The organism is Kitasatospora sp. NPDC001683, assembly GCF_053596495.1.
In genome coordinates this window covers 1-14513 of the sequence record NZ_JBSFGK010000040.1, presented here as the reverse complement: position 1 = coordinate 14513, position 14513 = coordinate 1, and the positions used below count along the sequence as shown (strand labels likewise).

Annotated in this window: 13 protein-coding genes; 10 read left to right on the top strand and 3 right to left on the bottom strand. The window is 72.7% G+C overall.

The genetic code is table 11. The features are described from left to right. Window positions 1–29 precede the first annotated feature (29 nt). A complete protein-coding gene (locus ACWCYO_RS21810) occupies window positions 30–1274 on the top strand; it encodes a globin domain-containing protein (RefSeq protein ID WP_270149357.1) in 1245 nt (414 codons plus the stop codon). Window positions 1275–1312: 38 nt separating this feature from the next. On the opposite strand, the gene ACWCYO_RS21805 is transcribed toward ACWCYO_RS21810, so the two are convergent. Then, a complete protein-coding gene (locus tag ACWCYO_RS21805) occupies window positions 1313–2701 on the bottom strand; it encodes a selenium-binding protein SBP56-related protein (protein ID WP_449785138.1) in 1389 nt (462 codons plus the stop codon). 246 nt (window positions 2702–2947) lie between these two features. On the opposite strand from ACWCYO_RS21805, the gene ACWCYO_RS21800 reads away from it, so the two are divergent. The 7 genes from ACWCYO_RS21800 to ACWCYO_RS21770 all read left to right on the top strand — a co-directional run bounded on the left by ACWCYO_RS21800 (window position 2948) and on the right by ACWCYO_RS21770 (window position 9440). Next, on the top strand, window positions 2948–3919 hold the full coding sequence (locus ACWCYO_RS21800; protein ID WP_270149361.1) for an alpha/beta hydrolase: 972 nt from the start codon (window positions 2948–2950) through the stop codon (window positions 3917–3919). 53 nt (window positions 3920–3972) lie between these two features. Then, a complete protein-coding gene (locus tag ACWCYO_RS21795) occupies window positions 3973–4767 on the top strand; it encodes a spermidine synthase (RefSeq protein ID WP_270151422.1) in 795 nt (264 codons plus the stop codon). A 647-nt stretch (window positions 4768–5414) separates the two neighbouring features. Further along, window positions 5415–6236 (top strand): class I SAM-dependent methyltransferase, encoded by an 822-nt coding sequence (locus ACWCYO_RS21790; protein WP_270149363.1) that lies wholly within the window; start codon window positions 5415–5417, stop codon window positions 6234–6236. A gap of 202 nt (window positions 6237–6438) precedes the next feature. After that, a complete protein-coding gene (locus tag ACWCYO_RS21785) occupies window positions 6439–7104 on the top strand; it encodes a DedA family protein (RefSeq protein WP_270149364.1) in 666 nt (221 codons plus the stop codon). An 88-nt stretch (window positions 7105–7192) separates the two neighbouring features. Beyond that, window positions 7193–7882 (top strand): O-methyltransferase, encoded by a 690-nt coding sequence (locus ACWCYO_RS21780; protein WP_449785137.1) that lies wholly within the window; start codon window positions 7193–7195, stop codon window positions 7880–7882. A 41-nt stretch (window positions 7883–7923) separates the two neighbouring features. Next, a complete protein-coding gene (locus ACWCYO_RS21775) occupies window positions 7924–8823 on the top strand; it encodes a Gfo/Idh/MocA family protein (RefSeq protein ID WP_449785136.1) in 900 nt (299 codons plus the stop codon). Next, window positions 8820–9440 carry a DUF402 domain-containing protein gene (locus tag ACWCYO_RS21770; RefSeq protein ID WP_270149369.1) on the top strand — a complete coding sequence of 207 codons (621 nt, stop codon included), beginning with the start codon at window positions 8820–8822 and terminating at the stop codon, window positions 9438–9440. The genes ACWCYO_RS21775 and ACWCYO_RS21770 overlap by 4 nt, the downstream gene beginning before the upstream one ends. Before the next feature lie 48 nt (window positions 9441–9488). Here the strand turns inward: ACWCYO_RS21770 and ACWCYO_RS21765 are convergent, their stop codons facing one another. Further along, window positions 9489–10598, bottom strand: coding sequence for a hypothetical protein (locus ACWCYO_RS21765; RefSeq protein ID WP_270149371.1), 1110 nt, complete (start codon window positions 10596–10598; stop codon window positions 9489–9491). 238 nt (window positions 10599–10836) lie between these two features. On the opposite strand from ACWCYO_RS21765, the gene ACWCYO_RS21760 reads away from it, so the two are divergent. Continuing rightward, on the top strand, window positions 10837–12840 hold the full coding sequence (locus ACWCYO_RS21760; RefSeq protein ID WP_449785135.1) for a transglycosylase domain-containing protein: 2004 nt from the start codon (window positions 10837–10839) through the stop codon (window positions 12838–12840). On the opposite strand, the gene ACWCYO_RS21755 is transcribed toward ACWCYO_RS21760, so the two are convergent. Next, on the bottom strand, window positions 12821–13759 hold the full coding sequence (locus ACWCYO_RS21755) for a LysR family transcriptional regulator (RefSeq protein WP_449785134.1): 939 nt from the start codon (window positions 13757–13759) through the stop codon (window positions 12821–12823). The two genes, ACWCYO_RS21760 and ACWCYO_RS21755, sit on opposite strands and share 20 nt — an antisense overlap. A gap of 166 nt (window positions 13760–13925) precedes the next feature. Here ACWCYO_RS21755 and ACWCYO_RS21750 point away from each other — a divergent pair, with 166 nt between their 5' ends. Next, a complete protein-coding gene (locus tag ACWCYO_RS21750) occupies window positions 13926–14372 on the top strand; it encodes a hypothetical protein (protein ID WP_270149377.1) in 447 nt (148 codons plus the stop codon). The last annotated feature ends 141 nt before the right edge of the window (window positions 14373–14513 follow it).

Sequence of the window (14513 nt, the reverse complement as noted above, 5' to 3'; positions counted from 1 at the left end):
TCGGCGGGCGGCAGTTGACTGGTCCGGTCATGGACAACAGCAGCCGGAACGCCATCGCCACCGCCGAGTACGACCGCCTGATCGCCCGCCACCACGCGATGCGACTGCGGCGCCAACTCCTCGCCCCCGCCGCGCCGTCGGGGGCGGGGCCCGCCCCCGACCTCGGGTACGGCGGCTGCGAGGGCTACGACGGCGCCGGGGACCAGCAGCTGATCCGGCGCGACCTCGACCTGGTCGCCCCGCTCCCCGAGCTGATCGACCAGCTGTACGAGGTCATGTTCCGCCGCCGCCCGTACCTGCGCCCGCTCTTCCCCGCCTCCATGGAGTTCCAGCAGGCCCACCTCGAACGCGTCTTCCAGCACCTGATCGACCACCTGCACCAGCCCGCCGACCTGGACCGGATGCTCCGCCAACTCGGCCGTGACCACCGGAAACTGGGCGTCCGGCCGATTCACTACGAGGCCTTCGAGGAAGCCCTCTGCGCCGCCCTCCGGCACCGGGCCGGCGAGCACTGGACCGAGGACCTCGAAGCCGCCTGGGTGCGGATGCTGCGCTTCGCCGTCGGCGCGATGGTCGCCGGCGCCGACGCCGCGCTCACCGAACCCCCGTACTGGCACGCCGTGGTGACCGGCCACGAGCGCCGCCGCCCCGACCTCGCCGTGCTACGGGTGCGCACCGGCGAGCCGTACCCCTACCGGGCCGGGCAGTACGGCACCGTCGAACACCCGGCGCTGCCGCACACCTGGCGGCAGTACTCGATGGGCTGCGCCCCGCGCGGCGACAACGAGCTGGAGTTCCACGTGCGCCGCACCGGCCCCGACGGCGTCAGCGCGGCCCTGGTCGAGCGCACCGCCGTCGGCGACCGGCTGCGCCTCGGCCCGCCGCGCGGCAGCCTGCTGCCCGACGGCGACTCCCGCGACCTGCTGCTGGTCGCGGGCGGCACCGGACTCGCCCCGATGAAGGCGATCATCGAACAGCAGGCCCTGCACCGACCACCGGGCCGCCGCGTCCACCTCTTCGTCGGCGCCCGCGACCGGGCCGACCTCTACGACTGGCAGTCACTCTCCCAACTCGTCCTGCACAAAACCTGGTTGTCCCTCACCCCGGTGACGTCCGGCCGCCTCGCCGACGCCGTCATCGCCGCCGGCGACTGGCGCGAGCACCAGGCCTGCCTCACCGGCCCGACCGGGATGGTCGCCTCGATGCACGCCGAACTGCTGTCGGCAGGCCTGCCGTTGGCGCGGATCCGGTTCGACCAGCTGCTCTCCCGGTAGCCCCTCTTCGCTACCGATGGCACGCTGCCGGCAGCACGTCACCGGTAGCAGTAGGAGTCCGAGGAGGCGTCCCCGCCCGCCAGGTGGGTCTGGTGGACGCGCAGGCCCCGGAAGTCGGCGCCGTGCGGGAAGAAGCGCTCGTCGATGCTCAGGGCGCCCTTGACCGGATCGGCGTCCAGCTTGACCAGCCACGGGTCGATGCCGTCCGGGTAGAACTGGTCGTCCCAGGCGCCGTAGAGGGAGTTGGTGAGGTAGAGCCGCCGCCCGTCCCGGCTGATCTCCACCATCTGGGGCGCCCCGTTCAGCGGCCGCCCCGGCTCGGCCGGGTGCGGGGTCCGGGCGGCGACCCCGCCCAGGCGCACCGAGGAGGCCAGCCGGGGGTGGAACGGGTCGGAGACGTCGTACTGGAACAGTTCGCCGGTGCCCCAGGCCGAGACGTACAGCCAGCGGTCGTCCACCGACAGGTTGATGTCCGTCACCAGCGGTGGCACCGCCCCGAACGGCCGTAGTGCGGGCGGCAGTTCACCGGGCGAGGCCGGCTCGGCCGGGATCTCGATCACCTTGCGCGCGGTGAACGCCGGGCCCTCCCGGTACCACAGCCACACCGAGGAGGAGAGGTCCTCGACGTTCACCACCACACCGGCGAACCCCCACTCCGCCTGCGGGTCGTGCGCCGGGCGCAGCTCCAGCACCATCTGGTACTGGTCCCCGAGGTCGACCCGCTGGAGGTGCCGCCCGGTGCCCAACTCCCAGAAGTGCAGCGCGTGCCCGTACTTGCGGCCGAGCAGCTGCTCGGGCAGCACCCCGTCCTCGACCATCCACGGGGTGCCCCACTCGCTGGTCACCCCGACGTTCGTGCCGAGGTGCCACCAGACGTCGTAGGCGAAGTGCTGCGGCCCGCGTTCCGTCTCCCAGGGGCGCAGCACCTCGAAGGTGGTGTGGTCCAGCAGCGCCACCCCGCCGGGTCCGTCGCCGCCGTCCGCCGACCCGAGGCAGGACAGGAAGACGCCGTCCGGGCCGCAGTGCAGGGTGTGCGGCCGCGAGTAACCCGCTCTCGCCGCAAGCTCCTTGGCCTCGATCGTCTTGACCAGCCGGGGCCGGACCGGGTTTGGCTGGGTGTCCATCACGTGCAGCCGCGAGGAGCGCAGCCCCGGCAGCAGCAGGAACCGCCGCTCCGGGTTCTGGTGGCAGGCGTGCGCCAGGGCGCTCGAGCAGGCGTTCCACCCGAAGTGGTGCAACTCATCGCCGAGGGTCGGCAGTTCGGCGAAGTTGAGCACCTTCCCGTAGCTCGCCGACGCCGGGTCGGTGTCGACGGTGAGCAAGGCGTCCGGCCGTTCCCCCGCCCGGTCGAACCCGGCCACGTACGCCAAGGTCTCCGGCGGCGCCGCGATCGCCTCGGCGGCCGACCGGTAGAGCGATGAATCCATCTGTTCTCCCCAACTCGCCGTGTTCGTCCGGGCAGCGTTCCACACGACCACCGGCGCACAGCAGGCGCACGAGAAGCGCCCGGGAGGCGCGCACGGATACCCTGGTCAGGGGCACGACAGACGCCCCGGTCATGGCCAGCGGGCGCCGCCGCGCGGCGCGTCGCTACCGGCGGGTATGGTCGGGGGCGGAACGGGTGGTCACCCGCCGTGGCGGCGGGCGGAGCAGAGGGACGGGTGCGGCGGCAGATGGAGTTTCGGGAAGACATCCTGGGTGCCCCCTACGAGGCGGCGGAGCTGGAGCTGCGGCCGGACGGCGAGGGGGCGGTGTGCGCGACCCTGGTGCGGCGGCTGGTGCCGGGGGCCGAGCGGGCCGTGCTGTACATCCACGGCTACAACGACTACTTCTTCCAGACCAACCTGGCCGATCACTACGCCGCGCTCGGGTTCTCGTTCTACGCCCTGGACCTGCGCAAGTACGGGCGCTCGCTGCGATCGCACCAGTCGCCGAACTTCGTCCGGGACCTCGCCGAGTACGACGAGGAGATCGACGAGGCGGTCCGGATCATCCGGGAGGTGGACGGCCACCGGCAGCTGCTGCTGAACGGGCACTCCACCGGTGGTCTGGTCGGCGCCCTGTGGGCGGGCCGCCGGGCCGGGCGCGGGGTGGTGGACGGGCTGTTCCTGAACAGTCCGTTCCTGTCGATGCCCGCCGGGGCGGCCGTGCGCACCGCCGGCGGGCCGGTGGTGACGGCGCTCGGGCGGCTGAAGCCGACCCGGATCCTGCCCTCCTCGCTCAACCCCCACTACACCCACAGCCTGCACCGGGACCACAAGGGCGAGTGGGACTTCGACCTCAGGCTCAAGCCCGCCGAGGGCTTCCCGCTGTACGCGGGCTGGCTGGCCGCGATCCACCAGGGGCACCGCCGGCTGCGCTACGGGCTGGGCATCGACGTACCGGTGCTGCTGATGGCCTCGACGAGGTCCATCTCCACCACCAAGTGGCACAACGCCCTGCACCACGCCGACGCCGTGCTGCGGGCCGACGACATCGCCGCACAGGGGCCGAGGCTGGGCCGGCACGTCACGATCGTGCGGATCGAGGGTGGCATGCACGACCTGGTGCTCTCCGGCGAGGCGGCCCGCACCGAGGTGTTCGCCGAGCTGGACCACTGGCTCGCCGCACACCTGGACGTGCGGCCGGTGGGAGAGAACGCGTGACGGACGAGCCGGTGCCGGTCGGCCGGAACACCGACCTCGGCTTCGCCAAGCTGATGCCGGACATCGACCGCGACGGCTGCTGGCTGCTCACCCTGGACGGCACCCCGCAGTCGTACGTCGACCTCGCCGACCCGACCCACCTGGAGTTCGAGTACACCCGCAGGCTCGGCCACCTCGCCGACGCCCTCGCCCCCGCCGGCCGTCCGCTGGACGTGCTGCACCTGGGCGGCGGCGCGCTCACCATGCCGCGCTACCTGGCCGCCACCCGGCCGGGCTCGCGGCAGCGGGTGGTGGACGTGGACGGGCCGCTGCTCGACCTGGTCGCCGAGCACCTGCCCTGGCAGGGCCCCGGCGCGGACATCACCGCGACGGTCGGCGACGCCCGGGCGGCGCTGGCCGCGACCCCGGCCGGCTCGCAGGACCTGGTGATCGCGGACGTCTTCCACGGCTCCCGCACCCCGGCCCACCTCACCTCGGTGGAGTTCCTGCGGCTGGCCGCGACCGCGCTGCGCCCCGGCGGCTGCTACGCCGCCAACCTGGCGGACGGTCCGCCGCTGGCCTTCGCCAGGGCCCAGGCGGCGACGGTGCGGGCGGTGTTCCCGTACGTCTGCCTGGTCGCGGAGGCCCCGGTGCTGCGGGGCCGGCGGTACGGCAACATCCTGCTGGCCGGCTCGACGGTGCCGCTGCCGACGGCGGAACTGACCAGGGTGCTGGCGGGCGACATCTTCCCGGCCCGGCTCACCGAGGGCGAGGAACTGGCCGCCCTGGTCGGCCGGACCGCCCCGGTCACGGACGCGGACGCCACCGACTCCCCGCCCCCGCCGGACGGCGCCTTCAGCATCGGCTGAGGCGGGCGGCGGCGCCCTCGGCGGCCTCGCCCTCTCAGTCCTCGGCCCCACCGCCGTACCGCTCGCCGGCGCCGCCATCGCCTTGCTCACCCTCCCGTCCATCCGCCACACCACCCCAACCCCCACCGTCGCAACCGCCCCCGTAACCCCGGCCGTCCGCTGATCCGCACAATCCCGCAGCGGTCGCCAGGAAGCCCGGAGGCCACCCACCGCCATCCCAACGGACCGGCCCAGGCCACCGCTGCGTCCGGCAGGATCGCCGGGCTGGCACGAGAAGTCGGTGTGGCCGACTTCTGGTGAATTGAGCCGCCGGGAGGCTGACGGTTGGGGAGTGGCGCGGCCCGGGGAGTCGCCGGCAACCGCCATCGCCGCCGATCCCGACCTCTCGCTGACCACGACGGTGGGCCGGGCGATCGCGAGGTTCGTGATCGACGCCTACTCGCTCGCCCGGGAGGCGCCCGATCGGGAGGCCGCGCTGGACGGGATCCACCGGATGATCGAGGCGGCCCGGGCCGTCACCGCCCCTCCGGAGCCTCCGCCGGCACGGCCGGACCGCAGTGGGGAACGGCGCGTCGGGGGGAACGGGCGTGCGGGGTGGGTGTCAGAATCGGCGGGTTCATGCCGGGGCTGTCCACGGAGGAGTCGATATGAGCGGCGGCGGGGAACGGCCGGAGTTGGAGCGGGTGCCGGAGACGGCGTTGTGGACGCTGTGGCACCGGGCGGTGGAGGCGCGGCGGCCGGACGCGGTGCTGCACGATCCCGTGGCGGTCGAGCTGGTGGAGCGGATCGACTACCCGTTCGCGGAGCGGTTCGGCGAGGTGGCGCTGGTGAGCCAGTTGCAGGCGTTGCGGGCGGCGTGCTTCGACCGGGAGGTGGCGGACTTCCTGGGCCGGCACCCGCGGGGCACGGTGGTCGGGCTCGGGGACGGGCTGGAGACGCAGTCCTGGCGGGTGGACAACGGGCGGGCGAGCTGGTTGTCGGTGGACCTGCCGGAGACCGCGCGGCTGCGGGAGCGGCTGCTGCCGCCGGACGGGCGGCGCCGGATCCTCGCCTGTTCGGCGACCGACCACCGCTGGATGGACGAGGTGGACCCGGACCCGGAGCGCGGCGTGCTGATCAGCACCGAGGGGCTGCTGATGTACCTGCGTCCGACCGAGGTCCGGGAGCTGATCGCGGCCTGCGCGGAGCGCTTCCCGGGCGGGGCGCTGGTGCTGGACGCGGTGCCGCGCTGGTTCAGCCGGCGGGCCGTCGCGGGGAAGCTGCGGGACCGGCACTACACGGCGCCGCCGATGCCGTTCGGCATGGACGCGGACGAGCTCGGCAAGCTGGCGGGGGCGCATCCGGCGGTCACGGGTGTGCGGGAGGTGTACCCGGAGGGCGGACGCGGGCTGGTGCGGGTCGTGCTGCCGTTGGCGCGGTGGATCAAGCAGAGGCCGTCGGTGGTCGCACTGCGTTTTGCCCAATCTTGAAGAAAGGCTGGTCGGGCTGGAACCATTGGCGCGGGCGCGCACGTCGTAACCAGGGGTGATCGGCCGGGGGGACGGGCCGTTCGGCACGTTAGGCTGCGCCCCGGGGGAGCGGCCTGGGTGCCGCCATCGGACAACCGCCGGGACGGTCGTTCGGCTCCACGGGGAGCCGGGGCCGTTCCGACCTGCCACGGAGGTGCTGGCCTTGCACATCGACGCCTGGATCGAGAGCGTTCCACCGACCGCGGTGTACGCCCTGATCGGTCTGATCATCGGGATCGAATCGCTGGGCATCCCGCTGCCCGGCGAGATCGCGCTGATCACGGCGAGCCTGATGGCGGTCAAGGGCGTGGTGAGCCCGTGGGGGATCGCGGCCTGCGCGGTCGCGGGCGCGATCATCGGCGACTCGATCGGGTACTCGATCGGCCGCAAGGGGGGCAAGCCGCTCTTCGAGAAGCTGGGACGGAAGTTCCCCAAGCACTTCGGGCCCTCGCACCTGGCCACCGCCGAGCGCTCGTTCCAGAAGTGGGGCATGTGGGCGGTCTTCTTCGGCCGCTTCATCGCTCTGCTGCGCATCTTCGCCGGTCCGCTGGCGGGCGCACTGAAGATGCCGTACTGGAAGTTCCTGATCGCCAACGTGCTGGGCGGCGTGATCTGGGCCGGTGGCACGACGCTGCTGGTCTTCAAGGTGGGCAAGGCCATCGAGCCGTGGCTGTCCCGGGTCTCCTGGGCGGGCCTGGCGGCGGCCGTCGTGGTGGGGGCCACCTCGGCCTGGGTGATGAAGCGCCGGGCGGCCAAGACCCACGCGAGGATCGAGGCGGAGGAGGCGGCGAAGGCCGCCGAGGCGGTCAGGACCCCTGTCGCGGACTGACGGAGCGTAACGAGTAGGCCCGGGCGTCGTCGGGCCCCCGGAGTAGCATCGGCGGGAACCTGCCGATCCTGCACCACTGGAGGGCCCGATGACGCAGCCGACGCAGCCGACGCAGCAGACGACGTGGAACGCGGTGGACGCGTACTTCTCCGAGCAGCTGGTCGGACACGACCCGGTGCTGGACGCCGCCACGGCCGCCGCCGACGCCGCCGGGCTCCCGAAGATCGCGGTGGCGCCCAACCAGGGCAAGTTGCTGCACCTGCTGGCGCTGACCCAGGGGGCGCGCCGGATCCTGGAGGTCGGCACGCTCGGCGGCTACAGCACGATCTGGCTGGCCCGGGCGCTGCCCGCGGACGGCACGCTGATCTCCCTGGAGCTCGATCCCCGGCACGCCGAGGTGGCGCGCGGCAACCTGGCCCGCGCCGGCCTGGGGGAGGTCGCCGAGGTGCGGGTCGGCCGGGCCGCCGACTCGCTGGCGGCGCTGGTGGAACAGGGCGAGGAGCCCTTCGACGTGGTGTTCATCGACGCGGACAAGCCGAGCAACCCCGAGTACTTCCGCCGGGCGCTCCAGCTGACCGGGCCGGGCTCGCTGATCATCGTCGACAACGTGGTGCGCGGCGGCGCGATCGCCGACGCCGCCAGCACCGACCCGGCGGTCGTCGCCACCCGTGCCATGCACGAGCTGATCGCCGCCGAGCCGAGGGTCACCGCGACGTCCGTCCAGACGGTCGGCAGCAAGGGCTACGACGGGTTCACGCTGGTCCGCGTGCAGAGCTGAGACCATCGCGAGAACGAGCACATCGAGGGAACGGAGACATCGTGCGGATCGGACTGCTGGGCACCGGCACCTGGGCCGAGCGGGTGCACGCGCCCGTGCTGGCGGAGCACTCCGGGCTGGAGTTCACCGGCGTCTGGGGCCGCCGGCCGGAGGCGGCCGAGGCGCTGGGCGCGGCGCACGGCGTGCCCGGGTACGGCGACCTCGACCGGCTGCTGGCCGAGGTGGACGCCGTCTCCATCGCGCTGCCGCCGTCCGTCCAGGCCGGGCTCGCGGTGCGGGCCGCCGAGGCCGGCTGCCACCTGCTGCTGGACAAGCCGGTCGCGTTCACGGTGCCGGACGCCCGCGAGGTGGCCGAGGCGGTGCGCAAGTACGAGGTCGCCTCGGTGGTGTTCTTCACCGTCCGCTTCGGCGGCGAGCAGATCCCGTGGATCGAGCGGCAGGCGGAGCTCGGCGGCTGGTTCACCGGCCGCTCGGACTGGCTCGGCTCGGTGTTCGCGCCGGGCAGTACCAGCCCGTACGCGGCCTCCGCGTGGCGCCGGGAGAAGGGCGCGCTGTGGGACGTCGGCCCGCACGCGCTGTCCGTGCTGCTGCCGGTGCTGGGCGACGCGACGCAGGTCACGGCGGTGGCCGGGGCGCTGGACACCGTGCACCTGGTGCTGCGGCACGCCGGCGGCGCGTCCAGCACGCTGGCGCTCAGCCTGACCGCCCCGTGCGAAGGCGGTGGGGTTGCGATGGAGCTGCGCGGCGAGCACGGTGTGGCGCAGTTGCCCGAGCGCGGCGAGGGCCCGACCGTCGGCCTGCACCGGGCGGTGGACGCCCTGCTGGCCTCGGCCGCCTCGGGCGAGCCGCATCCCTGCGGGGCGGACTTCGGTCTGCGGGTGGTGGAGGTCCTGGCGGGGGCCGAGCGCTCGCTCGCGAGCGGTGGACCGGTGGCGCTGTGACGCCGCTGGACCACGCCCCGGGGCAGCTGCTGCGCTGGAACTTCCACTTCGGCGGGCAGCTGACCAGCTGCCTGCCGATGCGGGTGGTCGAGTGCGGCCCGGACGGGCTGCTGCTCTGGCTGGCGGCCGGTTCGCCGCTGTGGAAGGCCGAGCTGCCCGGCGGGCGGCACATCCGGGACATCCCGCCGGAGAGCCGTCCCGCCGGGGGCTACCCGCTGGTGCCCGGGGAGTGGGACGCGGTCAGCGCGCTGATCCACCAGCCGGCCGGTGAGCCGTACGCGGTCTGGTGGATCTTCAAGCCCGGCACCGGCTTCTCGCACTGGTACGTGAACCTGGAGCGCCGGGAGTACCGGGGTGAGGAGGTCGACGTCCACGACCTGGAGCTGGACCTGGAGGTGGACGCGGAACGCCGCTGGCGCTGGAAGGACGAGGAGTCCTTCGCCGCCAAGACCGGGCACCCGGCGTTCTGGAGTGCGGAGGAGGCGCGCGCGATCCGGGCGGGCGGCGAGGCCGTGGCGCGACTGGTCGAGGCGGGGGCGTTCCCCTTCGACGGCACCCACCGCGACTTCGCCCCGCCCGCCGACTGGCCGCTCCCGGCGCTCCCGGCGCGGCCGTAACGTACGGCGGCCGCCCCGGCCGGCGCGGCCCGTCCGTCCCCAGCGGCCTCAGGCCGGCGGCAGCGTCGGTCGGGCGTTGTCCGGCCGGCGGTCGGTGGGGCGGGCCGGCGGGATGACCGGGGCGTGGAAGTCGCGCGGGCCGGTCCACAGTGCGGGGACGGCGTCGCTGCGGCGGGCGAGTTCGTACGCCAGCGCCTCGTAGTTGACGCGCCAGCCGTGGAAGTGCCGCCAGGCGTCCTCGACCGCGCGTTCGCGCGGGAAGCCGGCGGCGGTGATCATGGCGACGGCGCCCAGGTACTCGGCGTAGGTGAGGCGGATCGGGGTGTCCGGGTCCGGGTCGACGTCGAAGTCGACGCGCAGCGAACGGCCGATGTCCCGCATCGCGGTGAACCCGGCCCGGATCACCAGCCGGGCCTCGGGCGGGGCCGAGCGCGGGCAGAGGGCGAGGTGCAGGGCGGCGGCGTCCATCACCGCGATCAGGCCGACCACCCAGCTGCGGTTGGGCTGCGGGGAGCGGAAGGACAGCAGCACCGGGTAGTTGGAGTGGCTCTCGCCGATGTCGGCGGCGAGGCGCTCCCAGTCGCGGTAGAGCTGGGGGAGCGCGGTCTCGGTGTCGACCAGGGACTGACGGGCGAGCAGTTCCGGCCCCCAGGCGGGCTCGCCGGCCCGGGACTGCAGCAGCGTCACCTCGGTCTCGCGCCGCTGGTAGGCGGCGTACAGGGTGGGCAGGTAGGCGATCTGCAGGGCGATCACCAGCGGTCCGCTGGCGGCGGCCAGGAAGTCGATCGCGGACAGCTGGAGCCGCTCGCCGCTGGCGTAGCCGAGGGTGAACAGGCTGGAGCCGGCCTCCCGGACGGACACCGACCAGCTGAGGTCGGAGATGCCGTGCAGCAGCAGGGTGTAGGCGAGCAGCATCCCGCTGAGCCACACCCCGAGCATGCCGAGCAGCACCAGCGGCGCCAGCCAGGTCAGCGCGCGGTCCTGCGCCCGGTAGCTGCCGAACGGCGTGGCCCACAGCCGCAGCGCCGTGCGCAGCACCCGCCAGAGCCGGTGCACCAGGGCCGAGTAGAGCCCGCGCGGGACGACCAGGGTGCGCAGGATGCTGCCCACGACGAGCAGGAGCAACAGCACGCCGAGCAGGGAATGGATCAACCTCATGGCGACATTCTGGCGGTAGGTCGCGGGGGCCGTTGGGCCGGGCAGCGCCGTGTCCGGGCCCCGGTCAGCGCTCGAGACCGAGTTCCCGATCCTGCTATGGCCATGATCACACCCGTTTCGTTGGGCCCTGGGGCGGTCCTGATCGCGTCTAACCCAGTGGAGGGGTCTGTCTCACGAGCGAAGTCCCACGAGCGAAGTCCCACGAGCGAAGTCCCACGAGCGAAGCGGAGAGCGGTCTGTGCGTGAACACCAGGATGGGGAAGTCGAGGAGGCGAAGGCCGGGCGCCGCCGGTGGCGTCCGTTGCGGCGGATCGACTACCCGCGCGGCGGGCGGCGCGGGTTCCGCCGCTGGCTCCCGTCCTGGCGGCAGCTGCTCCTGGTGGTGGGGGTCCCGGTGCTGGCGCTGACCGGGCTGGCGGCCTGGTTCTACGCGACCACCGAGGTCCCGGAGGACCTGAACGCCTTCGCCACCCAGCAGAACAACGTCTACTACTGGGCGGACGGCACCGAGATGGCCCGGATCGGCGACACCAACCGGCAGGAGGTGCCGCTGGACCAGGTGCCGGAGTCGGTGCAGTGGGCCGTGCTGTCCGCCGAGAACGAGACCTTCTACTCGGATCCGGGGATCTCCCTCAAGGGCATCAGCCGCGCGGTCTACGAGATGGTCTCGGGCGGCGACACCCAGGGCGGCTCGACCATCACCCAGCAGTACGTCAAGAACATCTACCTGAACCAGCGCCAGGACGTCTCCCGCAAGCTCAGCGAGATGGTCATCGCGATCAAGCTGGACCAGCGGATGAGCAAGCGGGACATCCTGGCCGGCTACCTGAACACCAGCTGGTTCGGGCGCGGCAGTTACGGAATCGAGCGTGCCGCGGCGGCCTACTACGGCAAGGACGTCTCGCAGCTGAACCCGAGCGAGGGCGCCTTTCTCGCTGCCCTGTTGAAGGGGGCCGGGCAGTACGATCCGGCGCTGAGCGCGGCCAACCACGAGCGGGCCGAGGAGCGCTGGTCCTGGATCCTGGACCGGATGGTGGAGGTCGGCAAGCTGTCCGCCGCCGAGCGCGCCACGTACACGGTGTTCCCGGAGCCCCGGCCGCAGCCGAAGGCCGCCGGGCTGAGCGGGCAGGTCGGGTACCTGGTGGACATGGCCCGGAGCTACGTGGAGAGCCACAGCGACATCACCCCCGCCCAGTTCGACCTCGGCGGCCACCAGATCTTCACCACCTTCGAGAAGCCGAAGGTCAACGCCCTGGCCGCAGCGGTGCAGGAGGCCACCAAGGGCATCGACCCCGGCAGCCGGGAGGCCGACAAGCTGCTGAAGGTCGGCGCCGCGTCGGTGGCCCTCGACGGACGGATCGTCGCGCTCTACGGCGGACCGGACTACCTGAAACAGGGCTTCGACAACGCCAACACCTCGACGGTGCCGATGGGTTCGGCCTTCACCCCGCTGGTGTACGCCGCCGGACTCAGCCAGGGCGTGCAGCGCCAGCGCGGCGGCGACCGGAGCCCGGTGACACCCGGCACCACCTACAACGGCGACAACGGGGTGAACGTGATGACCCCGGAGGGGCCGTACTGGGGGCGGGACGGGAAGATCGTGAAGACCGCCAACGACGGCAAGCGGAACTGGGGCCAGGTGAGCCTGCGCAGCGCGGTGGAGCAGTCCGTCAACGGCCCGATGATGCAGCTCGGCATGGACGTCGGCCTGGACCGGGTGCAGCAGACCGCGGCCGCCCTCGGCCTGCTCCCGGAGAGCATGGGCGAGTTGGTGCCCGCCTTCGGTGTCGGCAACTCCAAGCCGAGCGCGATCCGGGCCGCCGACGCCTACGCCGCCTTCGCGGCCGGCGGCCGCCACACCGACCCGTACTCGGTGCTCCGGATCACCCGCAACGGCACCCAGCTCGACCTGCGGCTGCCGACCGCCGTCCAGGCACTGCCCCCGGCGGTGGCGGCGGACGTGGACACGGCGCTCAAGGGAGCGGTGCGCGGCGGCAGCGCCCAGGCGCTGGCGGCGGCGGGCCCGGGCGTGGCGGCGAAGCCCGGTACCACCCCGGACCGTACGGCCGGGTGGACCGTCGGCTACAAGGGGCAGCTGTCGACGGCGGTCACGGTCTTCCGGGCGGACCTCAAGGACATGAAGCTGCTCTCCTTGGAGGGCCTCGGCGGAGCCTCGCCGGAGACCCCGGACTCCGAACTGCCCGGCCGGATCTGGACCGCCTTCATGAAGACGGCCGGGTAGCGGAGTGATCGGGGCTCCGGCCCGGCGCCCGGCAGGCGACGGGACAGGCTTCGGGCAGGGCGTCGACCACGACGCCGATCGAGGGGCGCGCGGCCGAGGCGGACCGCCAGACGACGAAGATCCGGCGACGAGGGCCGTCCGCCAGAGGCACGAACCGCACCGGAGCGGAGGCCGGTTCACGTCCCAGGCGCGGGATGAGGGCGACGCCCAGCCCGGCCGCGACCAGCGCGAGCTGCGTCGGGTGTTCCGCGGCGGTGTGGGCGATGCGGGCGCCCCTGAGATTGCGCACCAGCCAGGTGTGGCACAGCTGTCCGTCGTTCGAGGTGATCCATTCCTCGTCGCGGAGCTCGTCCAGGCTGAGCCTCGGACGGTCGGCGAGCCGGTGGTCCCCGGGCAGGGCGATGTCGTAGGTGTCGTCCACGAGGGCGCGCTGCTCCAACCCCGGGGGCAGGACGAGCGGATCGTCGATCCACTCCTCGACGACCGCCAGGTCGACCAGCCCTCGGCGCACCGCCGGGATCGCCTCGTACGGCTCCTGCTCCCGCGCCGACACGGTCAGACCCGGGTACCGCGACCGTAGGGCCCGCAGTGTCGGCGGGAGCAGCCCGCGGGCTGCGGTGGGGAAGGCCGCGATGGTGAGACTCCCGCTCACCACTGTGCGGTGCTGCTCCATCGTCGCCATGACGCGCTCGGCCTGCGCCAGCAGTCCCGCCGCCTGGTCGGCCAACAGGACGCCGGCCTCGGTCAGGCGGATGCCGCGTCCCTGACGTTCCGACAGGTGAGTACCGGTCTCCTGCTCCAGCCGGGCCATCTGTTGTGAGATTGCCGACGTGGTGACGTGCAGGAGTCGTGCTGCGCCCACGACCGATCCGGTCGTGGCAACCGCGTGCAGCACGCGCAGGCGCTCGAGGTTCAACATCTCAGTGATGCTACGAGATGCAGTCCACATATAGTCACTTGTGTCTGCTGGTGATCGAACACCAGAGTGAGCGTCTGCTCGTGACGAAATTACAGCAGACCCAACGTCAGTGCCCGCACAACCAGGGTGCCTCCCCACGCTCGAACACCAGGAAGGCAGCATCACCATGTCCAGTCTGCGCAAGAAGATCGCGCTGATCGCCGCCGCGTCCGGCCTCGCCGTCAGCACGGTGGCCCTCGCCACCCCGGCCAGCGCCGACGTCATCACGGGGGGAGGAGATCGGGGCCTTTGCCAGTACCGAGTCTGCATGTCGTACAACGGCGGCGGCGAGGGCGCCTGGTTCAGGTCGAACTACGCAGAGGTGACCGACCTGGCCGGCTGGGAATTCGGCCTGGGCGCCTTCAACAACTCCAACCAGTGGAACGGTGACGGCCTGCCCGTCAAGAATGCCGCGGCCTGGATCGTCAACACCGGCTCCCAGGACATCTACGTGTACGTCAACAGCAAGGCCTACGGATGGGGCGCCTACGACGTGGTCTACCCCGGGAATGCCGGCGACCTGCAGGTCACCCGCAACAACGAGGCCTCGTACTCGGTCAACGTCTACTCGTGATCGTCGACGGCTGACGGCTGACGGCTGACGGCTGACGGTCGTCGGTTCCAGGCCGAGGTCGGCGCAGTACTTCTTGGCCCGCTCGACGCCGTCCCGCAGGTGGCTCGGCTGCACCCGGGAGGACCCGAGGATGGTGCCGCC